Source organism: Paenibacillus sp. Y568 (genome assembly GCF_059445545.1).
Genome location: NZ_JCAIUM010000005.1, coordinates 264,368 through 287,386, shown reverse-complemented (window position 1 = coordinate 287,386; position 23,019 = coordinate 264,368). Strand labels below are relative to the sequence as shown.

Sequence of the window (23,019 nt, the reverse complement as noted above, 5' to 3'; positions counted from 1 at the left end):
AACATCAATGTCTGAACTGAATGATTTATTTTTGGAACATTTATCTTTGATTATCGGAGTTATCGTGCTTGTGGTGTTATTGTTGTTGATACTGATGTTTACTCAATTATCTAAGTTAACCAAACTACGCCAGAGATACGAATTGATGATGTCTGGTAGTGGTGTAGAGAACTTAGAGTCACTCCTGATCGATCTTAAGGTCCAACTGGATAGTATGGAAGATGATCAAAAGAAACAACGAGAACTGCTCAAGAGTACCGTAGATAAACTACAAGCTGTAAAAGGACACGTTGGTCTTATTCGATACAATGCATTTGGGGAGAGAGGTAGTGACTTAAGCTTCTCTGTAGCAATATTAGATGATCGATTAGATGGAGTTGTACTTACTTCTATCTATAATAGAGATAATTCTTATATCTATGCTAAATCGCTAGAGCAAGGTGATTCTAAGCACTCCTTATCAACAGAGGAGAAGGAAGCTATTACTCTCGCAAAGCAAAAAATGTAGAGTGAGATTTCCACTCCTTAATGGCGGAGTAGACGCTTGTTGCAATAATCTCAGACAAACGCATCACTAGACTTAGACGTGTGTTTTGTAATACGAAATATTCCATGAAGCCGCCGACGTTAACGATGCCAGTTAAATGGATATCGCCGATCGGCGGTAATTGTTTATTTACCCCAGCTCCAGGCTTCAGAGGACCATCAGCCACTTGTATACAACCTATACTGGAGGATTGACCCAAACAGGCATCAATACCAATAATAAAAGGTTGATGAAAGAGTTCGTTAATAGAAGATATGGTTTCCTGCAAGTTAACAGCGTGGATAGGTTCATCTAATGTGCCGTATATACGAAAGAGATGACTTTTATACCGAGATAGAGAAGTACCAACAAGAGGACCAAGACTATCCCCTGTGGATCGATCTGTTCCTATGCATACAATAATAACAGGTTGACCCTCTTTTACTTGAGCTAAATGAAACAACAACCGATGAATGATAGCGGAATGGATTTCAGGATCGGTATGTGGTATTTTTAAGCAAGAAGGTTGCTGTTGTTGTGAGAATGGATTGGTCACAGGACTCATAAGATCTTCCTTTCGTATGCAGATAGTAGTACTAGTATATGGATGAAAATCATTATTTATACTCAAAAACCAATGTTGGAAATTATAACGTATGGAAGATACAACACAGGGGGCTGTATGATGGAGGAATGGCTTCTCATTGCATTTGATTCCACTCAGCAGGCACTGCGGGTTGAAATGTTACTAGAGTATGCAGAGATTGAGATTGACTTATTTCCTACACCTAAAGATGTTACTGCAGGCTGTGCATTATCCATTCTTTTTCCAAAGAGGGACTTGCTAGTCGTGTGGGATATCATTAATCAAGAAAAGGTAGAGATTCGGGGAATCTTTACTAAAAACAACTTAGAGCACTATGAAATCATCGAGATGTAAGGGGGTGGAATATCTTGCAGAATTCAGGTAATGAAACTGAAACTACGCAGAAGGTCATAGAGGAGGCGCTTCAATTTAAGGATATAGCGTGGAAATGGCTAACAGATACGGATATGTGGATGGTTATTCTATTTGCGGCAATACGAATCGTAGTGATATTCCTATTAACTCGTTTAATCATTAAGGTAGTATATAAAATAATTGACCAAACATTAGCTCGTCAGGAAAATAGTAGACTAAGAATGAATCCACGTCGCTTTGTGACAGTAGGTGGGTTGTTAAAGAACGTAACCTCGGTTGCTTGTAATTTCGTTATGGTTCTAATTGTTCTATCGGAATTCAACTTTGACCTTGCGCCTCTTATTGCAGGAGCTGGAGTTCTAGGGTTAGCTATAGGGTTCGGGGCACAGAGCGTGGTAAAGGATGTAATTACAGGGTTCTTCATTATATTAGAGGATCAATTTGCAGTAGGAGATGTGATCCAGACAGGTACCTTCAAAGGTACTGTTGAGATGATTGGAATTCGTACGACTAGGATTGTAAGCCATACAGGCGAAGTGTACATATTACCTAATGGTGCCATCGCCACTGTAACTAATTTCTCATTATCGAATGCATTAGCTATTGTAGATATTCCTATAAAGAATGAGCGTAATCTCGAAGACACTATAGAGCTTATTAAGCATGCGCTAGACAATATTCAAAAGAGTAGTGCAGAGATGCTCTCGACAGCAAATGTGTTAGGCGTACAATCACTGAATACAAGTGAATATGCTATTCGGATTGTAGCGGATTGTTTACCTAATACACGGGATAAGGTAGAGCGTGATATTCAGATGGGGATTAAGCAGATTTTTGAAGAAGAAGAGGCACTTCAATTAGCTAGGGTTGAGCATGCTGCGACGAATGAAGATAAAGGGGGGGTTGAAGATGGAACGTAAGATATTTCAATTAGGGGATATCGTACAGATGAAGAAGCAACATCCTTGTGGAAGTAATGAAATGGAGATTATCCGTATGGGAATGGATATTCGAGTTAAGTGTGTTGGGTGCCAGCATAGCGTACTTATTCCACGTGTGAAATTTGAAAAAAACATGAAAAAGGTCCTGCGTTCCAATTTGCCACCTGAGGTATAAAGACAATATAGGGTTTTCTTTGAATGGTTTACTTTGGTTCTATTAGACCTCTTACATTTAATTGTAGGAGGTTTTTTTGTTAGAATTAAATTAAAAATAACAAAACGTGTTAAATAAAGTATACAGACACATGCGTATGCTTTATATTTACGTAAATATTAAGCTAAAATCTTATAATAAAAAAATATATACGACATTATACGTAATTTATGTGTCAGGTATTGCTATATTTATTATAGTACATATAAATACATAGAAATTTATTTTCACATATAAAATGAGCCTAATAGATTGTTAAAAAAAATAAGTGTTAAATTCACAAAATAAGTTATAGAATATTTGAAACGACTAATGGAAAAAGTGTTGAATAACAACCATGTACAAGGTAAAATTATACAATAAAAGAATCTATGAAATTGAATTCAAAAAAAGGCCAATTCGGAAACTAAATAATGCAACATAAGAAAAGTGATGATTGTGATCTTTGAGGAGCACCAACACGAGGTGCCTTTGGTGTGTAAAGCATAACAGTCCGTTATAACCACTGACTATAAGGCTAACTAGGGATAACAATAAAAAGTTAATATAAAATTTAATCATTACATAAAAAGGGTGACTCGCAAAATAGGGATTATTGTTAATGATGTTATTGATCTCTAACACAAATGAGTAGATTAGATAACAAAAAAGTAGTGAAAGATTAACCTCTTTGATTGATTTTATTGTATGTTTAAGCATCCATAAACATATTGTAATATAAAATGCTTGGAATATTATGATAATTGGGTTATATTATTAATTAAATTGATTTGAATATGTTAATATACCTTACATATACAATCCCACATTGGGTAAGCAGTTCTTAAAATTGACCTGTGGTCATTATTGCAAGTTTTAACTACATTTAACCCATCGGGTTAATACTATTTGTGGGATATATTATATTCATAATATATATTAAAAATTACTAAAAGGAGGAGATTTTGCATGACAAAGAAAAAGAATGTAGCAATAGTACTTTTGCTTTCACTAACAATGGTACTCTCCGCATGTGGTGGGGACAACAAAGAGGCTGCACCAACGGAGCCAACGAACAGCACGAATGCAGTGGAACCAACAACAGAAACACCTACAGCACCAGCTGAGGATCAAACTACTGGGGTAATTAAAGCAACGGATACTTCTCTTATTCCTGAGCTAGCTAAGAACCGCAAAGATACTTTGATTGTAGGTATGACAGATCCAAAAGGGGTATTCAGCCCACTGTTTATGGAAACGGCTTATGATTATTATGTAAACTATTCATTATTTGATTCCTTCATTACAGTTAAGGCTGACGGAAGCTATGAAAACAGTCTGGCAGAGAAAGTGGATGTATCTGAGGATGGCTTGAAATATACCTACCACCTCAAACCAGGTATTACTTACACTGATGGTAGCCCAATGAAAGCTAGCGACTACCTGTTTACAATGAAGCTTTTCCTTGATAAGAGCTACGATGGTGAATCTGATCCACTAAGTTATCATATCGTAGGTGCTCAAGATTATTACGATGGAAAATCAGTTGATATCTCTGGTATCAAAGTCATCGATGATCTTACAGTAGAAGTTACATTGACTGAATATTCTGCTTTGTCTCCAGTTGAATTGGGAACTCAGTACATTTTGCCTGAATCTTATTACGGCAAGGGCTACAAACAAGGTGATTTGGAATCTGTAAAGGCATTAAACAGCAAACCACTTGGTAGTGGCCAATATAAGATGACAAATTACAAAGCAGGACAAGAAATTGTAATGGAAGCTAATGCGAACTATTTCAAAGGAGCTCCAAAGACTAAGAATGTCATCTTCAAAACAACATCAGATTCAACTAAAATGGCAATGCTAGAATCTGGTGAAACAGACATGGATGAAGTTTCTGTTTCTGAAGATAATGTGGAAGCGTTGAAGGAATTAGGATTCCTAGACATTAACATCCTTCCAAACAACGGTTATGGATACATTGGGTTTAACCATAATCTTAAGAAATTCCAAGATCCAAAAGTACGTCAAGCACTTACTTATGGGTTAAATCGTGATGAAATTGTAAAAGGTATCTACGGACCATACGCAGATGTAATTAACATCCCTGAATCTAAAGTATCTTGGGCATATACGGATGAGAATATCGAGAAGTATGACTTCGATGCAGAAAAAGCAAAAGCCTTGCTTGACGAAGCAGGTTGGGTTGTTGGATCAGATGGTATTCGTGAGAAAGATGGAGAGAAATTCAAGATCAACTTCTCGGCTACTGCAGATAATCCAGTTGTAGAAGCATTGTTACCGATTATGACTACAAATTACAAAGATTTAGGTATTGAGATCGTTGCTGAAACGCTCGACTTTAATGCAATTACCGACAAGAAATCGGCTGGCGACTTCGAAATGTACTTCGCGGCATGGGGCTTAACACCAGATCCTGACAACACAGTATACACAACAAAAGGTGCACAAAATGATGTCGGATATTCTAATGCCAAAGTTGATGAATTAATGGCTAAAGGTAAGAAGGAAATGGATCTTGAAAAACGTAAAACCATTTACAAAGAAATGTATCAAGAGATGAACAAGGATATTCCTGTAATCTTTATGTATCAAAGAACGAACATGACTTCTGTTGATGCTAGAGCACAAGGCTTCGATATTTCTCCATACAAGGATTTCCCTTTCAGTCTGTATCAAGTTGAATTGCAACAATAAAGTATGTTCTGATATGCTCAGCTCATAAGAGCTGAGCATATCCACTTATAGCCAGGGGGAATAGGAATGAAGCAATATATCATTCGACGGCTGTTGCAAATGATACCCACGCTAATAGGCATATCTATCATTATTTTTGCCATATCAGCGATGGTACCAGGGGATTACATTACAGCTCGGGCGAATCCGAATATGTCTATTGAGAAACAAGAGCAACTTAGAGCCATATACGGACTGGATAAGCCGGACTATCAACGTTATTTCATATGGGCTGGAAACATGCTTAAGGGGAATTTCGGGGATTCAATGCAGCACAAGCAACCCGTCACAACTGTTATTAACTCGTATGTATGGAATTCATTTATAATCGGATTCTTTTCTTTGATTTTAAGTTGGTTTATAGCCATGGTAACTGGTATATTTTCTGCCAAATTTCAATATTCGTTTTTTGATAAGATAGTCACATTATTAGTATTTGTATGTATGTCACTACCTTCGTTCTTTATAGGACTGTTACTTATCAAGTTTTTTGCATTAAATCTAAAATTATTTCCGGTTGGGGGAATGGCCACTTCCGGGTTAAATGCTGATGGATGGGCGTATATCAAGGATGTCCTTAAACACAGCTTTTTACCGGTCATGGTACTGACTATGTTGAATACGGGTGGATTAACACGTTATTTCCGTACGAGTATGCTCGAAGTTATTCGACAGGATTATATTCGGACTGCCCGGGCTAAAGGTCTTAAGGAACGGACAGTTATTTTCAAGCATGCATTTCGGAATGCAATGATTCCTGCAATCACTCTACTTGGGTTTGAACTGCCAGGACTGTTTGGTGGAGCCATGATTCTGGAGCAAATATTTGTTTGGCCAGGTGTCGGTCACATCTATCTTAATTCAATTAGTATGAGAGATTATCCGTTTATGCTTGGGTTTACTGTCTTTCTAGCTATGTTGACCCTAGTGGGTAATTTGCTCGCCGACGTGCTCTATGGAATTGCAGACCCCAGAATTCGTTTAAAGTAGGAGGAGATTGCGTTGTCTGCTGATGTTATGCCTATAACAGAAAATAAAAAAACCAAGGCGAAATCTGTTGATACACCTTGGAGATCAACTTGGCGCCGTTTCACACGAAATCGGCTTGCGGTATTTGGCTTTATCATGATCGTGTTCATGTTTTTACTTTGTTTCATAGGGCCCTTATTGTCACCACATAATCTATTTGATTACAGTTTGAAACATAAGAATTTAAGTCCTAATGGAACATACTGGTTAGGTACGGATAAGCTAGGTCGCGATATTTTGCTTCGTATGATGTTGGCTGGTCGAATCTCTCTATTAGTTGGCCTTGTTGCTACCTTTATAACAGTTTTAATCGGTGCAACATTGGGTGCATTAGCTGGATTTTATGGTAAATTTATTGATACGATTGTTATGCGTGTAGCTGACGTATTTATGGCTCTTCCATCATTACCGATTCTTATTATTCTTGGAGCAGTTCTATCTGATCTTAAAGTTGATCCTTCAAAAAGAATATATTACCTTATGGTCATTATTGGAGTTCTGAACTGGACAACTCTGGCACGACTTGTACGGGGACAAATTCTAACGCTTCGTGAACAAGAGTTTATGCAGGCGACTGAAGCGTTGGGCTTAAAGGACAGACGTAAAATATTTAAGCACTTGCTCCCGAACACAGTTCCTGTCATTATCGTTACAGCAACGCTTAGTGTTGCTGGTGCAATTCTATCAGAGTCAGCACTTAGTTTCTTAGGTATTGGTGTCGTTCCACCTACTCCATCTTGGGGTAACATGATCTCAGCGGCAAACAACTTGATTGATTTTCGCAAAAGACCATGGCTATGGATTCCACCAGGGACTTGTATCCTGATTACAGCGGTAGCCATTAACTTGATTGGTGATGGACTTCGTGATGCCATGGATCCTAAGTCAAAAAAATAATTTGTGTAATAAAAGTATAAGTGATAGATGTAAGCAGTGAGAACTGCTTCCTTGAACAACATCGATTCTCGTAAAAGAGGTCGATATCTTCAAGATGGGAGATGCAATATGGCAAAAGATTTAGTAGAATTCCGTAATTTAGAAACACACTTTCAAACATCAGCAGGTACGGTTAAGGCTGTGGATAATGTTAGTTTTACTATTCGTGAAGGCGAAACGTTATGTGTTGTAGGTGAATCGGGTTGCGGTAAGAGCGTGACAGCGATGTCACTTATGCGGTTAATTGAAGCACCACATGGAAAAATTGTCGGAGGCGAGATCGTATTTGAAGGTCGAGACCTTCTTAAATTAAATAAAAGAGAAATGTCTAGAATTCGTGGTAATGAGATATCCGTTATTTTCCAAGAGCCGATGTCATCATTAAATCCTGTTCTTTCCATTGGACATCAAATTAGTGAACCCTTAATGTTGCATATGCTATTAGATCGTAAAGCTGCCAAGAAACGGGCAATTGAATTAATTACGCTCGTAGGTATTCCACGTGCGGAGAAAATATTTGATTCCTATCCACACGAGTTAAGTGGTGGAATGCGTCAGCGGATAATGATAGCCATTGCTCTAAGCTGTGATCCTAAATTGCTTATTGCAGATGAGCCGACGACCGCACTCGATGTAACGATTCAGGCGCAGATTCTAGATTTGATGAGAGACATTAAAGATAAGCTCAATACTTCTATTATGTTAATTACACATGACTTAGGTGTAGTAGCTGAGATGGCTGATTATGTTGTTGTTATGTATGCAGGTAAGGTGATTGAAGAAGCACCGGTCTTGGAGCTCTTCCGAGATCCACAGCATCCATATACCAAAGGCTTGCTCAAAGCCAAGCCTATTATTAATCAGAGGCAAGAGCGTCTTTATTCTATACCTGGTCAAGTTCCGAATCCTATTGATCTTGGAGATAACTGCCACTTTCACGATCGTTGTGAATTTTGCATGGATATTTGTAAGGTGAAGCAACCACCATTTAGAGCACACGATAATGAGAACCATAAATCAGCCTGCTGGTTATATGAAGAAGAGAGGGAAGTACTTTGAGTGAAGTCTTAATGCAAGTAGACAATCTGAAGAAATACTTCCCCGTAACTGGTGGGATCCTTCAACGTACAGTAGGCCATGTTAAGGCAGTTGATGATGTTTCTTTTCGTATTCATAAAGGTGAATCATTTGGCTTAGTAGGGGAATCTGGTTGTGGAAAGAGTACAATTGGAAGAACCATTCTTCGATTGAACGAAAAGACGGATGGTACGGTCCTATTTCAAGGCCAAGACCTGTATAAGTTGCCTAAAGAGGAACTGCGTCGTTTACGTCCGAAGCTTCAAATTGTATTTCAAGATCCTTTCAGTTCATTGAATCCTCGGATTAAGGTCGGACATGCAATTGGAGAAGCTCTCTATGATCATGGAGTTACCAATCCTAAGGAAGTACGGGAACGCGTAATGGAGACTATGGCTATCTGTGGTCTTGCTAGTTATCAATATGATCGCTTTCCTCATGAGTTCTCTGGTGGACAGAGACAACGTATTGGGATTGCACGCGCATTGATCATGAATCCGGAATTTATTGTAGCAGATGAGCCAGTATCTGCACTAGATGTGTCTATCCAAGCTCAGATTATTAACCTGCTAAGTGACTTGCAACGTGAAAAGCAACTAACGTACTTGTTCATTTCCCATGATTTAAGTGTGGTAGAGCATTTATGTGACCGAGTAGGGGTTATGTATCTTGGTGCTATGGTAGAGATGTGTAGTAAGGAAGAGTTATTCCGTAATCCACTACACCCTTATACTAAGGCATTGATGTCTGCTATACCCATTCCTGATCCGACGTTGAAGAGAGAGCGAATCGTTCTTCAAGGGGATATACCGAGTCCGGCAAATCCACCATCTGGGTGTAAGTTCCATACACGGTGTCCTATAGCTTCAGATATTTGTAAGCAACAAGTGCCGGAGTATCGTGATGTAGGTAGTCTAGGTAACGAACATCTAGTTGCTTGTCACTTTGTTTAAAAGATAGTGCTTTGAATAACTCAATATAATCTTTATATAGAAATAAACCGTTAGGATGTATGATCCTAGCGGTTTTTTCGTGAAGGTGAGGTATAAAGGAGGTAGTATATGTATAACATTAAAGAAAAATAAAAAGACAATCTTCAATTTACGAATAAATTGAGATCGTCTTTCTATGATACCAATATGAACTACTATTCAGTAGTATATGGCAACAATGCGATTTGACGTGAGCGTTTGATAGCTATAGTCAAAGCACGTTGATATTTTGCACTAGTACCTGTTACACGACGTGGCAAAATCTTTCCACGTTCGCTAACAAATTTCTTGAGCAAGTCAGTATCTTTATAGTCAATATGAGTAATTTTGTTGGCAGTAAAGAAACATACTTTTTTACGTTTATTACGTCCACCACGGCGTGCCGGTCTCTTATCGTTATCGGCGCCTTCTCTTGGTTTAAAAGCCATGCTAGTCAGTCCTTTCCGTTGTTAAAATGGCAAATCATCATCCGAGATATCTATCGGTTTTCCGTCATCGGAAAAAGGATCCTGATTGTTGTTTTTATTGCGAGAGGATTGATTTCCACGTCCTTCGCCTCCATAAGAAGGTTCTTCACGCGTAGCACTGCTATTTCCACCATTTCCGCTTTCGCTTTTTGATGATTCCAAGAATCGAACATTATCGGCAATAACTTCAGTAACGTATACACGTTTTCCTTCGTTATTCTCGTAATTACGAACTTGAATGCGTCCTTCAACTGCTGTTAAGCGGCCTTTACGCAAATAGTTGGCGCAAGTCTCTGCAAGTTGTCTCCAGGTAACGATCGGAATGAAATCCGCTTCGCGCTCCCCGCCTTGAGCCGTAAACGGACGGTCTACAGCGAGCGTAAATTGCGTTACTGCAACACCCGAAGGTGTGTACCGCAATTCAGGATCCTTAGTCAATCGGCCGATCAGTATGACACGATTCAACAATTTAAGTCCCCTCCCTCAAGCGTTTTAACTACAAAACCGAAATGAATTAAGCTACGTCATTCGTAATGAGATAACGAATTACTTCGTCAGAAATCTTCATTAGACGCTCAAGTTCGTTAATTACTTCTGGTGTACCGTTGAAGTTAACTAGAACGAAAGTACCGTCATTGAATTTCTTGATCTCATACGCAAGACGGCGTTTACCCATTACGTCATGCTTTGTAATTTCTCCACCGTTGGAGATGATGCCTTGGAATTTTTCGACTGTAGCTTGAACTAGATCCTGTTCAATGTCTGGACGAATAATGTACATCACTTCATATTTGCGCATATTTTTTCACCTCCTTATGGACTCACGGCCCCTGATCTTACTCAGGAGCAAGGAACGAGTTTAAACTCGCACTACATTACTATAACAAATTGCCAAGTCATATGCAAGACTGCTTGGCTCCTTACTTCCAATAGATGGACACATGATTCTCTTCAGCTGGTACACACTAAGGATGAACTTCATTTTTTTAAGGGGGATATTCAGATGGGCGAAAAGCAAGAATTCAGACCAGGTGATAAAGCACCTAATAACGGCCATTACATGGAGTTTGGTGAGATTGGGTTAGACACCCCAATTCTTGACCCTAAGCACGTGAAATTACACAAAGGTGAGCGATTCCCTGAAACATCTAATCAGAATCGGATATGGAAAAAGAAAAACAAAGAAAAGTCACATTAATTTTTAGAGAATGTATAGAGACCGCTCATGTGGATCATACTATTTTCAAGCGGTACAGGAGAGAGGTGTGGTTCCGTTGGACTTCACAGTCAGTAGATATGACGTCCTTCCCTTTAGAGGGTGGTAGTCATTCTGCGAGAAATAGGCTTGGGTTATCGTAAAACATAACTTTTGTTAGTTTCTTAACAGCTCACCGGAAATCTAATGGCAACACAGCGAAAGTAACCTTTTATTGTGAATGTATAAGAGTTCCAAATCGACATGTACCGCTGTCAAGAAGGATCCGATAGGGTCCTTCTTTGGCTTGTCCTACTACTATATAGCTGAAATTAGATGTCATTAAATTAACCTCAAATAAAACACCTTCATTAATAGCTAGTCCTCGGTATAAGTCTGTGTTCTATTCAATAAAGTATTATATGTTAATTAATCCCTGAATGTACGCTCATTTAATAATTTGCGTCAATCATGAAACAAAAAAACCTCCCATATTCATAGGAGGTTTAAATTAGCTTGGTTATGTATTATAGGGTAATAATGATGGCGGAAAGAGTGGGAGTCGAACCCACGCACGCCTTGCGACGCCTAACTGATTTCGAGTCAGCCCCCTTGGACCACTTGGGTACCTTTCCACAGCAAAAGTAATTCTATCATAGCCATAGTAAGTTCGCAAGAGATACGCTTATTTTATGTGGTTATATGTTAAAAATTGTGCAGTAAAACAAGGGTTGTAAGCATTTATCAGTTTCTTTTTATCCGCTTAGCGTTTACAATAGTTTGGTATGACTATGGTCATATATCTGCTTCAATGACGTATTTATCTGTTTAATACTGAAAGGAGGCTGGGTCAGGTACGTCTTCGTAGTCCATTTTCACATTTACGCTATTTATTTATATTCCACATATAGAAGAGGAACTCCAATCATGGAAAAGAGAACAAAAAAGTATGTCATAGCAGCTGTAATGCTGTTGTTGATTGCTGGTGGAGCCTTTACTTTTCGTAAATCGCTCGCTGTGCTTGCGTTTGACATATTTCTTTCAGATCAAATAGAAGATACACTTCAAGCAAAGTCATATAAGCCCTTAGAAGGCGATACAATGACACCTAAAGCTGAACCTATTGCAGTTCAAACCAAGCCACTTTCCGTCTTACTATTAGGAACTGATCAGCGTGGAACTGAACCAGCGCGTTCGGATACGATGATTTATTCGGTGATCAGACCTAAAGAGTCGAAGATATTGTTAGTTTCCATTCCAAGAGATACTTATACAGAAATCATAGGTAAAGATAAGAAGGATAAAATTAACCATGCTTTTGCTTTTGGTGGACAACAGATGGCTAAAGATACGATGGAAGCCTTCCTTGATCACACGTTAGATTATTATACTACGATTAATTTCGAGGGATTAAGAGATGCTGTTGATGCGCTTGGAGGCGTTGAACTTCCGATTCAGAAGGATATCGTCAATAAAGGTGCGGATCACGAGAAATTCACGATCAAAGCCAATCAACCTATTTACGGGGGTACGGATGCTTTAAACTATGTACGTTATCGTGAGGACAATGATTTTAACCGGACTAAGAGACAACAAGTATTTATAGATCAAGTAGCTAAGAAAATGATGAATCTTAACCAAGTCACTAAGATTCCACAATTACTAGATATTATGGGCACTAATCTTCAAACGAATATGCAACCAAAGTTCATTATTGATCTGGGTAAACAGTTACTTACTGGAAGGGAAGTTGAGATCACAAGTTATACAGTAATGGGAGAGAGTACACGAATGCACGGGATCTCTTATGATTTAGCAGATGAAGAAGATTTGGAATTTGCTCAAGACTTAATTGATAATTGGATGAGTAGCTCTACACCAGCAAATGAGTTACTGATGCCAGAGGATCAGAAAGAAGCAGAGTAGTTAGCTAAACCAGCAGCCCAGCCGAGTAGGGCTGCTGGTTTAACTTTTAAATGGAACATTTATAGGCTGTAAACGTAAGAAGGAAGAGAACTTGTATTAAGATCTAGGAGGAATAGAATGATATGAATATTGCATTTTTTCTGCTTCCCAAACAAGAAGTGGTTTGTTTAACCCTTGAATCGACACTAAGGCAGACCTTAGAACGAATGGAATATCATCGATATACGTCTGTACCTTTGTTAGATAATAATGGACAGTATGCAGGCACAATCACAGAAGGTGACTTGTTGTGGTATATGAAGAACTCTGAAGGAAAAGTTACATTTGAGAACGCTTCGAAGTTTCTGATTAAGGATATTCCTATAAAGACAAGTAATAAGCCGGTATCCATCGAGGCCGATATGGAGGATTTAATTAACCTAGCCAAAGTACAGAACTTTGTCCCTGTAGTAGACGATATGAACCGATTCATTGGGATTGTACGTAGAAGTCAGATCATTGAATATTGCGAGAAATTTGTATCTAGGGAATCCATGGATTCTCGCTAAAATGAACTTCGCGAGTTGCTCCAATCTTCCCAGCGAGACAATGTGTAGGTAATCTCTTTTTATGATATAATCGAGAATAAAGCTTTTTCAGGGAGGTTAATGTGTCCAACATGCCAAAGGATTTGGATGTAGCCAAACGCGCTAAAGTGATTGAATGGCTAAAGACAGAGGTTGTAGACCATGTATCTCGATTATTTAAGGCACTATGGGAAGGAAGTACGGCTCGGGTAAGTGACAGCATAGCTAGCTTGATTATGAGCTCGTATATTCTGGGTAGAAGGCTTGGTGTGTCTTATCGGGAGATCGATGAGCTATTGATTGACAAACTTAAGAAGCATAAGCAAGAAGGACATCAATTGGAAGATTGGTATCAAGATATATCAACACTTGAAGAACATTTGCGTAAGAGGTGAACTGACTTGAAATCGCGCTCCATGGCTATATTATGGACGGGGATATATTTACTCCTTATCCTATCGTTGCTGACCAGCTTCTCGATTATCACCGTATTTTTATTAATTGTACCGGTGATTGTACTGTTTAACATATTAAGTACGAGAAAGTTTTTTATTCATGTCATCATTGTGTGGTTGATCGCATGTTTAATTCATCCCATTTATTTAATGTTGGCTGTATATTTCGCTATTCCAGGAATACTAATGGGAATATGTTATAAAAAACATGCCTCCGCTTTACGTACTTTATTAGTCGGAGCCGCTACAATTTTGACTGAAATGTTAGTACTCCTCCTTATTGGTACATTACTGTTCCAATTCGACTTGTCTGTGTATGTTCAAGATATGGTGAATGTGACGATGAAGCCACTTCAAGATATGATATCGAATAGCTCAGTTTCCACAGATTTTGTGATGACAAAAGAATATATGGATAGTCTAATGGATATGACAGTGCAGAAGATTCCTTTTGCCTTAATTCTTAGTTCTTTCATAGTTGCGTTTATCACACACAGCATCGCCCGGCCGATATTAAGCAGCATGGGTTTTACTGTAATAAAATTAAAACCTGCAAGAGAATGGAAGTTTCCTCGATCGCTGGTATGGTACTATTTGCTCGGTTTTCTGATTCAGATTATTGCGGTAAACTCAGATAGTGGTTACTTAACAATGATCTCGGCTAATTTAGTTCCTTCACTGAATATATTGTTTGGTATTCAAGCCATCGGATTTTTCTTTTTTCTTGCATATCACCGTAAATGGCACCCGGTTTTCCCATGTATAATAGCTATTCCTGTGATTTTGTTTCCCCCGATGGCTATTATCGGTATTCTAGATATTGCCTTTCCACTGCGTCAGATGATGACCAAATCAAAATGATAGGATGAGAAGTCATGCCTAAATTTCTACAGAAACGCTGGCACGGCTACCATAGCGTCTGGGCGTTCATGCTTCTACTTCTGCTTGTCATCTTTGTATCCTGGTATAATTGGCCACTCGGCATATTCTGTCTTTGCATTGTATCTGTTCTTAGCTACCTAACGTTAAAGACTGAAATGACGTTTCGTAAAGATTTACTTGAATATATCAATGGGCTTTCATTCCGTATTAAGCGGGTGGAAGGTGAAGCGATGAGTATGCTTCCTTTTGGTATTATACTGTACAGCGAGGAGCGTACTGTCGAGTGGAATAATCATTACGTTAGCGAATTGTGCAGACGTAAGTCACTGATTGGGTTTTCCTTGCAAGAAGTCTTTCCGCAGTTACCTTCATCTTTTGGTACCGATAAGAAAGAAGGCAACAAGGATTATCCTCATAAAGAACAACAATTGGAAATACAATACGAAGATCGATTTTATCAACTTGTTGTCATTCCAGATGAGCGACTTATTTATATGCATGACATTTCAGAATTGGTAGTACTTAGAACGCGATATGCGAATGAGAAGTTAGCCTTAGGAATTATCAATTTGGACAATCTTGATGAAGCATCGCAAGGAATGGACGATCAACAACGTACGGCGCTTATTGCGAAGGTAGCAAATGAAATAACGTCTTGGGCTAAAACATATAGAGTTTATCTGCGACGTCTTTCTTCGGATCGTTATCTTATGATGCTGAGTTATAAATCGCTGCAAGAATTAGAGAAAAGCCGCTTCGTTATTTTGGACGAGGTGAGAGAAATGACTGCCGATTTGAAAGTGCCTATGACACTTAGTATAGGTCTTGCCTTTGGACCTGAGGATATCTCTGAATTGGGTGAACTTGCTCAATCAAGTCTTGATATGGCTCTAGGACGTGGAGGCGATCAGGCGGCTGTGAAGGCGGGACAACGACTGTCCTTTTATGGTGGCAAATCAAATGCTGTAGAGAAAAGGACACGTGTTCGAGCTAGAGTTATTGCTCATGCTCTTCGTGACCTCATGCAAGAAAGCGATAAAGTACTAATCATGGGACACAAAATGCCCGATATGGATGTTATAGGTGCTTCTATTGGCGTACTAAAAGCAGCACAAATGTATAATGTTGATGCGTATATCGTGTTATCGGGAAGTAATCCATCGATTGAGCGTATGCTTGTACAGGTGGAGAAAGATGAGAAATTATCAGAACGTTTTGTAACTCCAGAACAGGCTTTGCAGATGCTCACGGAACACAGCCTATTGGTTGTGGTAGACACACACAAGGCATCCATGACGATGGAGCCACGATTAGTGCATAATGCATCACGAATTGTGGTGGTAGATCATCACCGTCGGAGTGAAGAGTTCATAAATGACGCTGTGCTTGTATATATGGAACCGTATGCCTCATCCGCTTGTGAGTTAGTGACGGAGTTGCTTCAATATATCCATGAAAAAACACAACTTAATCCATTAGAAGCCACCATGCTACTAGCTGGAATTATCGTAGACACCAAGCATTTTGCACTTCATACAGGTTCACGGACCTTTGAAGCTGCTGGATTCCTACGCCGAAGTGGGGCAGATACCGTGATGATCCAACGAATGTTGAAAGAGGATCTTCAAGAGTATTTGGCTAAGGCTGAGATTATTAAAAAGGTAAAAATGATTCATAATCATATCGCACTAGCGGCGACCGAATCAGGTGTGGTCATTCCACAATTGCTGATAGCACAGGTGGCGGATACGCTTTTGACAATGACAGATGTAGTAGCTTCCTTCGTCATTAGTGAACGACCGGATGGTATGATTGGCATAAGTGCTCGTTCACTAGGTAGAATGAATGTGCAAGTCGTTATGGAGATGTTAGGCGGAGGAGGCCATTTGACCAACGCTGCTGTACAACTCAAAGGCACAGTCGGTGAAGCTGAAGCACAATTACTAGAAGTGTTAACGCAAATTGAGGAGAAAGAGGGTCTATTTGAATGAAAGTTATATTTGTAAAAGATATTAAGGGTCAGGCGAAAAAGGGAGACGTTAAGGAAGTTTCAGAAGGGTATGCAGCGAATTTCCTATTTCCTCGTGGATTGGCACGTGCAGCAACAGATGGCAACATGAAGACGCTTGAGAATCAAACGTCAGCAGAACAAAAACGTAAACAACAAGAGAAAGATGAAGCAGCAGCTCTTGGTAAGAAACTTGAAGAGATGATCGTTGAACTTGCAGCCAAAGCAGGGGAAGGCGGACGTCTGTTTGGAGCCATTACTAGTAAACAAATCGCAGAGGCACTTGCGGCTAAAGGCGTAAAAATAGACAAACGTAAGATAGAGTTAAATGAACCCATTCGCCACTTGGGTGTTACCCAAGTTCCAGTGAAGCTACACCCTGAAGTGAAAGCAACACTCAAGGTTCAAGTAGCGGAGGGTTAAGATGGGCGGAGAGCTCTTTTTCGATCGAATTCCTCCTCAGAATCTAGAAGCAGAGCAAGCTGTTATAGGTGCCATATTATTACAGGATGAAGCTATCATTACCGTGATGGAACGTGTCCACACGGAAGATTTCTATGATAAACCTCATCAATTAATTTTTGAAGCCATGTTACAGCTAGGTGAAAGTAATCAACCGATTGATCTGATTACATTGACTTCTTTGTTGCAAGATCGTGGACAGTTAGAGGAAATCGGCGGTGTGAGCTATCTGGCGAAGTTGGCTCATGCTGTTCCTACCGCGGCGAACGTAGATTATTACGCGCAGATCATTGAAGAGAAATCCATGTTACGCCGACTAATCCGAACAGCTACGCAAATTGTCAGTGAAGGCTACACGGGTGGCGAAGATGTCTCTGGCATGCTCGGCGATGCAGAGCGTAAAATCTTGGAGATTTCTAATCGGCGTAGCGGAAGCGGGTTTGTCTTAATTCGTGATGTATTGATGGAAGTATTCGATCGAGTAGAAATGTTGCATGAGAACAAAGGTGGAACATCAGGAATTCCAACGGGATTCGTTGATCTAGATAAGATGACGAACGGATTTCAGCGTAATGACCTCATTATCGTTGCAGCCAGACCATCTGTAGGTAAAACGGCATTTGCTCTGAATATTGCTCAGAATGTTGCGGTTCGCGCTAAAGAGACCGTAGCTATATTTAGCCTGGAAATGTCAGCACCACAGCTTGTGCAACGTATGATCTGTGCTGAGGCTAATCTGGATGCGAATGTGATGCGTACAGGCGACTTCAAAGATGATGATTGGGCGAAGTTAACGATGGGGATATCGTCCCTATCTGAAGCTGAAATCTATATTGATGATACACCCGGCGTCACCGTAGCAGACATTCGAGCTAAGTGTCGACGATTGAAGAAAGAGAAGGGTCTTGGAATGATCGTTATTGATTACCTTCAACTCATTCATGGACGAGGAAAAGCTGGCGAGAACCGTCAGCAGGAAGTATCCGAAATTTCTCGTACATTGAAGCAGATTGCTCGTGAGCTTGAAGTACCTGTAGTAGCCCTGTCACAGTTAAGCCGTGGTGTCGAGCAAAGACAAGATAAACGCCCCATGATGAGTGACTTGCGTGAATCGGGATCGATTGAGCAAGATGCGGATATTGTTTCTTTCTTGTATCGTGATGATTACTATAATGCGGATACGGAAAAAAAGAACATTATCGAAATTATTATCGCTAAGCAACGTAACGGTCCAGTGGGTACAGTAGAACTCGTATTTCTTAAAAACTTCAATAAGTTTGTCAATTATGAGCGAGCACATTCAGACTCATTTGCAGGATAATGTCGATATGAAGACATTAGCTTATCCATAAGGCATCTATTTCCGAACGATCCAACTTAGACAAGTCGGATTGTTCGTTTTTTATTTGACTTTAAAAATGGGGGCTGTTACACTATTATTGCTGCTTATGCAGTGAATGGTTTGCATGTAAAGTTCATATGCTAAGCTCAAAGTAATAAGAAATAATACGAGGTGTGACAGCACCAAAAGGGGAATGAATATGTCAACAGTAGTCGTTGTGGGAACACAATGGGGAGACGAAGGCAAAGGCAAAATCACGGATTTTCTGGCAGAGAGCGCAGATGTAGTAGCTCGATATCAGGGCGGGAACAATGCCGGCCATACCATTCTGATTGACGATAAAAAATATAAGTTGAGTCTAATTCCATCAGGCGTATTTTATGAAGATAAAATTTGCGTTATTGGTAACGGAATGGTTATTAATCCAGCGGCTCTTATTCAAGAGATCACATACATTCACGATAATGGATTTACTACAAACAACTTGGTAATTAGTGACCGTGCACATGTCATTATGCCTTATCATATGGTTCTAGATGCATTAGAAGAAGATCGTAAAGGTGCTAATAAGATCGGTACAACACGTAAAGGGATCGGCCCTTGTTATATGGATAAAGCTGCACGTAATGGTATTCGTATCTCGGATTTGCTTGATCCAGAAGAATTTGAATTAAGACTTCGTCATATGATGATCGAGAAGAACCATGTTCTTGAACAGGTGTATGGTGCAGAACCACTTGATGTGGAGGAAGTCTTGAAACAGTATCTAGAATATGCAGAATTTATTCGACCTTATGTAACGGATACTTCCGTTATCCTAAATGATGCGATTGATGAGAACCGCAAAGTATTATTTGAAGGTGCTCAAGGCGTCATGCTAGATATTGATCAAGGAACTTATCCTTACGTAACTTCTTCTAATCCCTCCGCAGGTGGGGTGTGTATTGGATCTGGTGTGGGTCCTTCTAAGATTAAACAAGTTATTGGGGTAGCTAAATCCTATACAACTCGTGTAGGAGACGGTCCTTTCCCTACGGAATTAAACAATGAAATCGGAGATATTATTCGTGAAACAGGCCATGAGTATGGAACAGTTACGGGCCGTGCACGTCGTGTAGGTTGGTTCGATAGTGTGGTTGTACGTCACGCACGTCGCGTAAGTGGATTAACGGGATTATCTTTGAATTCACTTGATGTACTGTCTGGACTTGAGACTGTTAAGATCTGTACAGGATATAAATATCGTGGAGAAGTGATTACTACTTATCCTGCAAGCTTGAAGATGCTTGCAGAATGTGAAGCAGTATATGAAGAATTGCCGGGTTGGAGCGAAGATATTACAGGTGCTAAGACACTCGAAGATCTTCCAGAGAACACACGTAATTATGTAACTCGTGTCTCTGAACTTACTGGAATTCCAATTGCGATCTTCTCCGTAGGACGTAATCGTGATCAGACGAACCAAGTTATTAAGATTTACGAATAGGATATCTGTTATGAGATTAGGAAGATAAGAATATATGAGCCTGTCTGTCACAACTGTGGCTAGACAGGCTTTTTTTATATGATTATTACGAATTACGTAGGTTAAACCTCCTCCTTCTGGTCAATACTGCCAAAGAGAGTAACGTTGAAGATATCGGATCAGGGGATGTATAGGAGGACTTTATTATGAAATTTATGGGTTGGTTGTGTAAGATGGTGCTAGTTGTTCTAATGGTCAGTTCATTGACGGTGTTCACGACAGGAATGGTTGTAAATGCCTATATTAAGTCTATATTAAATAGTTTTAATATACAGCTTGAGGGACAACCCTTTGCTTGGGGAAGTATGCTTCAAGGAATGATGGGGGGCAACAACTCTTCATCTACCGAGGAAAGAGATAGTAAAAAACCAGTAATAGAAGATAAGGAACCTGTAGTGGGATCTTCAAGCATAACGAAAGACTTAGATTCATCTAAACGGGATGAGGTTAAAGGGAATGGTGAGAGCTCCCCAGGATCGGTCAAAGAGGATTCACCAGTTGTGGATGAAGAAGTTCCTGAGGATGCATTATCCGTGATGGGTGGGATTGATTCAGAGGCTTCTGGGATGGGACAACAAGATCAACAGGTTGTTGTTACACCTGATGATGTTGCACGTAAAAAGGATGACTTACCTGCTAGTGAAAAGGAAGAGATATTTAACATACTAATGACTAAGCTACCTCAAGATAAAATACAAGAAATAACGGTAGCTATGGAGAATGGCCTAACAGAACAGGAACTTAAACAAGTGGAAGATATTATTTCAAAGTATCTGAGTAAAGACGAATATAGTAAGTTAATGACGTTACTTAAATCCTAAAATCATTTAAAAATCACTGAATTGTCATAAGTTAATGTTTCATGTAAATATAGGAAAAGGATAGGAAACTCGCTAAATTAGCGGGTTTTTTCGTGTTTGGCGAAAGTTGAATTATTTATAAACCTTATGTTAAAGTATACAAAGAACTCAAAAAGTTAAAATTTTGAAACCTTTTAGAGTGATTTATTTACATACCCGTACTTATAATTGCATGAATGGGGTACTATAACGTTTGGACATAATATTGGCTTAATAAGTTAGACAGTACTTACGAATCTAAATCTGTCAAATATATAGACCTGGTTATAAAGGAGAAAAAGCATGAAGGGTTTCAATAACATACGTTGGGTAGGAAAGATGTGGGACAAGATCTATACCGGCATCCAACCGATCCATAAACAAAATGAAAACAGCATGAAATCACCGGACATGATTGGGCAAAAACCAAAATTAATTAAAAATAAATGGATGGTAATAACGGCATCGAGTGTTGTCATTATAGTAGGACTTGTATTTGCAGGTAAGCAGTATGTCAATGCTAACCAGGTTTCGTATTATAATGTGTTTGTTCAGGGTCAGATGATTGGTAATGTACAGGAACCAACTCAGATTGAGCAATTATTTAGCCAAAAGCGGCAGGAGTATAAGGATAAATATCCAGGTATAGAAATGATCCTACAGACCAAAGGCATCACAACCGAAGTTGATAAATCCTATAAAGCAGAAGTCGATAGTGAAGCCACGCTCGGGAAGCTAGATGGTATGTTGACTGCCTATGCCAAAGGTGTAGAGCTCAAAATTGGCGGTAAGGTTATAGCGATTGTAAAGGATCAAGAAACAGTTGATAGTATATTAGAGAAAGTGAAATCAAGGTATTTACCAGCTGAAGAAGTGAAGCAACTAAAAATAAAAAACATGAGTGCTTCTGTGACTGCATCTACAATTAGTACGGGGTCTGCGCCAGACTCAACTGTGAAATCTATAAAAATAGCCGAAAAAGTAGATGTTGCGTCAGTTAACACCGACCCTAATAAGGTGCTTAGCGCTGAGGAAGTAACGGTACTTCTCACGAATAGTGAAGATGCTCCTATCGTTTACACAATAGCGGAAGGTGATACGCTTAGTTCTATTGTTAAGAGATATGGGATTACGGAAAAGCAGATCTATCTAAACAACCCTGGTATTGAAGAGAAATATCTTAAAATCGGAGATAAGTTAAAGTTAACGGTGCCTAAACTTCCAGTTACAGTTACAACGGTAGAACAAATTTCTGAAGAGATTGTAACGGCTCCAGCTATAGAAATTAGAAAAACGACAGAACTTGCTGCAGGTAAATCAAAAGTGGTTCGTCCTGGACAAGAAGGACTTAAAGTCATGCAGTACTTAGTAACCAAGGAAAATGGCCAAGCGATTGATGAACAATGGATTGGTCAAAAAGTGGTGAAATCTTCTGTAACAGAAGTTGTACTCCAAGGAACGAAGATTGCAGGGCAAGGATCAGGACAATTCGCTTGGCCTGTGAAAGGCGCACGGATATCTAGCACGTATGGTTCACGTTGGGGCAAACAACATCAAGGACTTGATATGGTGTCTAGTAACCGTACCATTATGGCGGCGGATGAAGGGACAGTTACTTTTACTGGAACGATAAGTGGTTATGGTAATGCTGTCATTGTGAATCATAGTAATGGCTATACTACGTTATATGGTCACATGAGTAGTATTTCTGTTACTCAGGGCCAGACCGTATCAAAAGGTAGTAGTCTTGGCGTGATGGGTAATACGGGACGTTCTACAGGTACGCATTTACATTTTGAGATTAAGAAGAATAATGTGGCCCAGAACCCTATGAAATACTTAAATTAACACAAGATATGATTAAAGCATGATGAAAGAAGAGCATGACCCTATGATTAGTACTACGGGGGTGCTCTTTTTGCCGTTTATTAGATACT

24 protein-coding genes and 1 tRNA gene are annotated in these 23,019 nt (G+C 39.4%); 20 read left to right on the top strand and 5 right to left on the bottom strand.

Annotation, left to right across the window (positions count from 1 at the left end; translation table 11 throughout):
* Positions 1 to 7 precede the first annotated feature (7 nt).
* Complete coding sequence (locus AC1D7X_RS09915) at positions 8 to 508, top strand: DUF4446 family protein (protein ID WP_495456622.1); 501 nt, start codon at positions 8 to 10, stop codon at positions 506 to 508.
* On the opposite strand, the gene yyaC is transcribed toward AC1D7X_RS09915, so the two are convergent.
* Positions 483 to 1,091, bottom strand: coding sequence for a spore protease YyaC (yyaC, locus tag AC1D7X_RS09910; RefSeq protein WP_495456621.1), 609 nt, complete (start codon positions 1,089 to 1,091; stop codon positions 483 to 485). The genes AC1D7X_RS09915 and yyaC overlap by 26 nt on opposite strands.
* Positions 1,092 to 1,211: 120 nt before the next feature.
* On the opposite strand from yyaC, the gene AC1D7X_RS09905 reads away from it, so the two are divergent.
* From AC1D7X_RS09905 to AC1D7X_RS09870, 8 genes are all read left to right on the top strand, one after another.
* Positions 1,212 to 1,466, top strand: coding sequence for a putative Se/S carrier protein (locus tag AC1D7X_RS09905; RefSeq protein WP_495475131.1), 255 nt, complete (start codon positions 1,212 to 1,214; stop codon positions 1,464 to 1,466).
* A gap of 14 nt (positions 1,467 to 1,480) precedes the next feature.
* Positions 1,481 to 2,407: a mechanosensitive ion channel family protein gene (locus AC1D7X_RS09900; RefSeq protein WP_495475118.1), complete on the top strand. Its 927-nt coding sequence runs from the start codon at positions 1,481 to 1,483 to the stop codon at positions 2,405 to 2,407.
* Positions 2,397 to 2,603 carry a DUF951 domain-containing protein gene (locus tag AC1D7X_RS09895; protein ID WP_495456620.1) on the top strand — a complete coding sequence of 69 codons (207 nt, stop codon included), beginning with the start codon at positions 2,397 to 2,399 and terminating at the stop codon, positions 2,601 to 2,603. Before AC1D7X_RS09900 ends, AC1D7X_RS09895 begins: the two co-directional genes overlap by 11 nt.
* 987 nt (positions 2,604 to 3,590) lie before the next feature.
* Entirely contained in the window at positions 3,591 to 5,342 is a 1,752-nt protein-coding gene (locus AC1D7X_RS09890; protein WP_495475117.1) for an ABC transporter substrate-binding protein, read from the top strand.
* 66 nt (positions 5,343 to 5,408) lie between these two features.
* Positions 5,409 to 6,371, top strand: coding sequence for an ABC transporter permease (locus tag AC1D7X_RS09885; protein WP_495475116.1), 963 nt, complete (start codon positions 5,409 to 5,411; stop codon positions 6,369 to 6,371).
* 27 nt (positions 6,372 to 6,398) lie between these two features.
* Entirely contained in the window at positions 6,399 to 7,307 is a 909-nt protein-coding gene (gene opp4C, locus AC1D7X_RS09880) for an oligopeptide ABC transporter permease (RefSeq protein ID WP_495475130.1), read from the top strand.
* A gap of 108 nt (positions 7,308 to 7,415) precedes the next feature.
* The gene (locus tag AC1D7X_RS09875) at positions 7,416 to 8,405 is read left to right on the top strand and encodes an ABC transporter ATP-binding protein (RefSeq protein WP_495475115.1); all 990 of its coding nucleotides are present in this window, start codon (positions 7,416 to 7,418) and stop codon (positions 8,403 to 8,405) included.
* Positions 8,402 to 9,376: an ABC transporter ATP-binding protein gene (locus AC1D7X_RS09870; protein WP_495456615.1), complete on the top strand. Its 975-nt coding sequence runs from the start codon at positions 8,402 to 8,404 to the stop codon at positions 9,374 to 9,376. The genes AC1D7X_RS09875 and AC1D7X_RS09870 overlap by 4 nt, the downstream gene beginning before the upstream one ends.
* Positions 9,377 to 9,570: 194 nt before the next feature.
* Here AC1D7X_RS09870 and rpsR read toward each other — a convergent pair whose 3' ends face one another.
* Genes rpsR through rpsF form a run of 3 tightly spaced genes read right to left on the bottom strand, consistent with a single transcriptional unit; the run spans position 9,571 to position 10,681 of the window.
* Complete coding sequence (gene rpsR, locus AC1D7X_RS09865; RefSeq protein WP_495456614.1) at positions 9,571 to 9,843, bottom strand: 30S ribosomal protein S18; 273 nt, start codon at positions 9,841 to 9,843, stop codon at positions 9,571 to 9,573.
* A gap of 21 nt (positions 9,844 to 9,864) precedes the next feature.
* Positions 9,865 to 10,350, bottom strand: coding sequence for a single-stranded DNA-binding protein (gene ssb, locus AC1D7X_RS09860; RefSeq protein ID WP_495456613.1), 486 nt, complete (start codon positions 10,348 to 10,350; stop codon positions 9,865 to 9,867).
* A gap of 46 nt (positions 10,351 to 10,396) precedes the next feature.
* Positions 10,397 to 10,681, bottom strand: coding sequence for a 30S ribosomal protein S6 (gene rpsF, locus AC1D7X_RS09855; RefSeq protein WP_495456612.1), 285 nt, complete (start codon positions 10,679 to 10,681; stop codon positions 10,397 to 10,399).
* 204 nt (positions 10,682 to 10,885) lie between these two features.
* On the opposite strand from rpsF, the gene AC1D7X_RS09850 reads away from it, so the two are divergent.
* On the top strand, positions 10,886 to 11,080 hold the full coding sequence (locus AC1D7X_RS09850; protein WP_495456611.1) for a YjzC family protein: 195 nt from the start codon (positions 10,886 to 10,888) through the stop codon (positions 11,078 to 11,080).
* A 541-nt stretch (positions 11,081 to 11,621) separates the two neighbouring features.
* Here the strand turns inward: AC1D7X_RS09850 and AC1D7X_RS09845 are convergent.
* Positions 11,622 to 11,712 (bottom strand) — tRNA-Ser (locus AC1D7X_RS09845).
* Positions 11,713 to 12,004: 292 nt separating this feature from the next.
* On the opposite strand from AC1D7X_RS09845, the gene AC1D7X_RS09840 reads away from it, so the two are divergent.
* The 10 genes from AC1D7X_RS09840 to AC1D7X_RS09795 all read left to right on the top strand — a co-directional run bounded on the left by AC1D7X_RS09840 (position 12,005) and on the right by AC1D7X_RS09795 (position 22,930).
* Positions 12,005 to 13,003, top strand: coding sequence for an LCP family protein (locus AC1D7X_RS09840; protein WP_495456610.1), 999 nt, complete (start codon positions 12,005 to 12,007; stop codon positions 13,001 to 13,003).
* Positions 13,004 to 13,125: 122 nt separating this feature from the next.
* Positions 13,126 to 13,551: a CBS domain-containing protein gene (locus AC1D7X_RS09835; RefSeq protein ID WP_495456609.1), complete on the top strand. Its 426-nt coding sequence runs from the start codon at positions 13,126 to 13,128 to the stop codon at positions 13,549 to 13,551.
* A 110-nt stretch (positions 13,552 to 13,661) separates the two neighbouring features.
* Positions 13,662 to 13,964, top strand: a complete 303-nt coding sequence (locus AC1D7X_RS09830; protein ID WP_495456657.1) for a MazG-like family protein — start codon at positions 13,662 to 13,664, stop codon at positions 13,962 to 13,964.
* 6 nt (positions 13,965 to 13,970) lie between these two features.
* Positions 13,971 to 14,885, top strand: a complete 915-nt coding sequence (locus AC1D7X_RS09825) for a DUF2232 domain-containing protein (RefSeq protein WP_495475114.1) — start codon at positions 13,971 to 13,973, stop codon at positions 14,883 to 14,885.
* A 14-nt stretch (positions 14,886 to 14,899) separates the two neighbouring features.
* Positions 14,900 to 16,897 carry a DHH family phosphoesterase gene (locus AC1D7X_RS09820; protein WP_495456607.1) on the top strand — a complete coding sequence of 666 codons (1,998 nt, stop codon included), beginning with the start codon at positions 14,900 to 14,902 and terminating at the stop codon, positions 16,895 to 16,897.
* Positions 16,894 to 17,337, top strand: a complete 444-nt coding sequence (rplI, locus tag AC1D7X_RS09815; protein WP_495456606.1) for a 50S ribosomal protein L9 — start codon at positions 16,894 to 16,896, stop codon at positions 17,335 to 17,337. The genes AC1D7X_RS09820 and rplI overlap by 4 nt, the downstream gene beginning before the upstream one ends.
* 1 nt (position 17,338) lies before the next feature.
* Entirely contained in the window at positions 17,339 to 18,697 is a 1,359-nt protein-coding gene (gene dnaB, locus AC1D7X_RS09810; RefSeq protein WP_495456605.1) for a replicative DNA helicase, read from the top strand.
* Between the two features lie 220 nt (positions 18,698 to 18,917).
* On the top strand, positions 18,918 to 20,204 hold the full coding sequence (locus AC1D7X_RS09805) for an adenylosuccinate synthase (RefSeq protein WP_495456604.1): 1,287 nt from the start codon (positions 18,918 to 18,920) through the stop codon (positions 20,202 to 20,204).
* A 185-nt stretch (positions 20,205 to 20,389) separates the two neighbouring features.
* Positions 20,390 to 21,064 (top strand): hypothetical protein, encoded by a 675-nt coding sequence (locus tag AC1D7X_RS09800; protein WP_495475113.1) that lies wholly within the window; start codon positions 20,390 to 20,392, stop codon positions 21,062 to 21,064.
* A 321-nt stretch (positions 21,065 to 21,385) separates the two neighbouring features.
* A complete protein-coding gene (locus AC1D7X_RS09795; protein WP_495456602.1) occupies positions 21,386 to 22,930 on the top strand; it encodes a peptidoglycan DD-metalloendopeptidase family protein in 1,545 nt (514 codons plus the stop codon).
* Positions 22,931 to 23,019 lie beyond the last annotated feature (89 nt).

Coding starts and splice junctions, on each gene's coding strand:
- AC1D7X_RS09915 (WP_495456622.1), top strand. CDS start 8: ATGTCTGAACTGAATGATTTATTTTTGGAACATTTATCTTTGATTATC.
- yyaC (WP_495456621.1), bottom strand. CDS start 1,091: ATGAGTCCTGTGACCAATCCATTCTCACAACAACAGCAACCTTCTTGC.
- AC1D7X_RS09905 (WP_495475131.1), top strand. CDS start 1,212: ATGGAGGAATGGCTTCTCATTGCATTTGATTCCACTCAGCAGGCACTG.
- AC1D7X_RS09895 (WP_495456620.1), top strand. CDS start 2,397: ATGGAACGTAAGATATTTCAATTAGGGGATATCGTACAGATGAAGAAG.
- AC1D7X_RS09890 (WP_495475117.1), top strand. CDS start 3,591: ATGACAAAGAAAAAGAATGTAGCAATAGTACTTTTGCTTTCACTAACA.
- AC1D7X_RS09885 (WP_495475116.1), top strand. CDS start 5,409: ATGAAGCAATATATCATTCGACGGCTGTTGCAAATGATACCCACGCTA.
- opp4C (WP_495475130.1), top strand. CDS start 6,399: ATGCCTATAACAGAAAATAAAAAAACCAAGGCGAAATCTGTTGATACA.
- AC1D7X_RS09875 (WP_495475115.1), top strand. CDS start 7,416: ATGGCAAAAGATTTAGTAGAATTCCGTAATTTAGAAACACACTTTCAA.
- rpsR (WP_495456614.1), bottom strand. CDS start 9,843: ATGGCTTTTAAACCAAGAGAAGGCGCCGATAACGATAAGAGACCGGCA.
- rpsF (WP_495456612.1), bottom strand. CDS start 10,681: ATGCGCAAATATGAAGTGATGTACATTATTCGTCCAGACATTGAACAG.
- AC1D7X_RS09850 (WP_495456611.1), top strand. CDS start 10,886: ATGGGCGAAAAGCAAGAATTCAGACCAGGTGATAAAGCACCTAATAAC.
- AC1D7X_RS09840 (WP_495456610.1), top strand. CDS start 12,005: ATGGAAAAGAGAACAAAAAAGTATGTCATAGCAGCTGTAATGCTGTTG.
- AC1D7X_RS09835 (WP_495456609.1), top strand. CDS start 13,126: ATGAATATTGCATTTTTTCTGCTTCCCAAACAAGAAGTGGTTTGTTTA.
- AC1D7X_RS09830 (WP_495456657.1), top strand. CDS start 13,662: ATGCCAAAGGATTTGGATGTAGCCAAACGCGCTAAAGTGATTGAATGG.
- AC1D7X_RS09820 (WP_495456607.1), top strand. CDS start 14,900: ATGCCTAAATTTCTACAGAAACGCTGGCACGGCTACCATAGCGTCTGG.
- rplI (WP_495456606.1), top strand. CDS start 16,894: ATGAAAGTTATATTTGTAAAAGATATTAAGGGTCAGGCGAAAAAGGGA.
- dnaB (WP_495456605.1), top strand. CDS start 17,339: ATGGGCGGAGAGCTCTTTTTCGATCGAATTCCTCCTCAGAATCTAGAA.
- AC1D7X_RS09805 (WP_495456604.1), top strand. CDS start 18,918: ATGTCAACAGTAGTCGTTGTGGGAACACAATGGGGAGACGAAGGCAAA.
- AC1D7X_RS09800 (WP_495475113.1), top strand. CDS start 20,390: ATGAAATTTATGGGTTGGTTGTGTAAGATGGTGCTAGTTGTTCTAATG.
- AC1D7X_RS09795 (WP_495456602.1), top strand. CDS start 21,386: ATGAAGGGTTTCAATAACATACGTTGGGTAGGAAAGATGTGGGACAAG.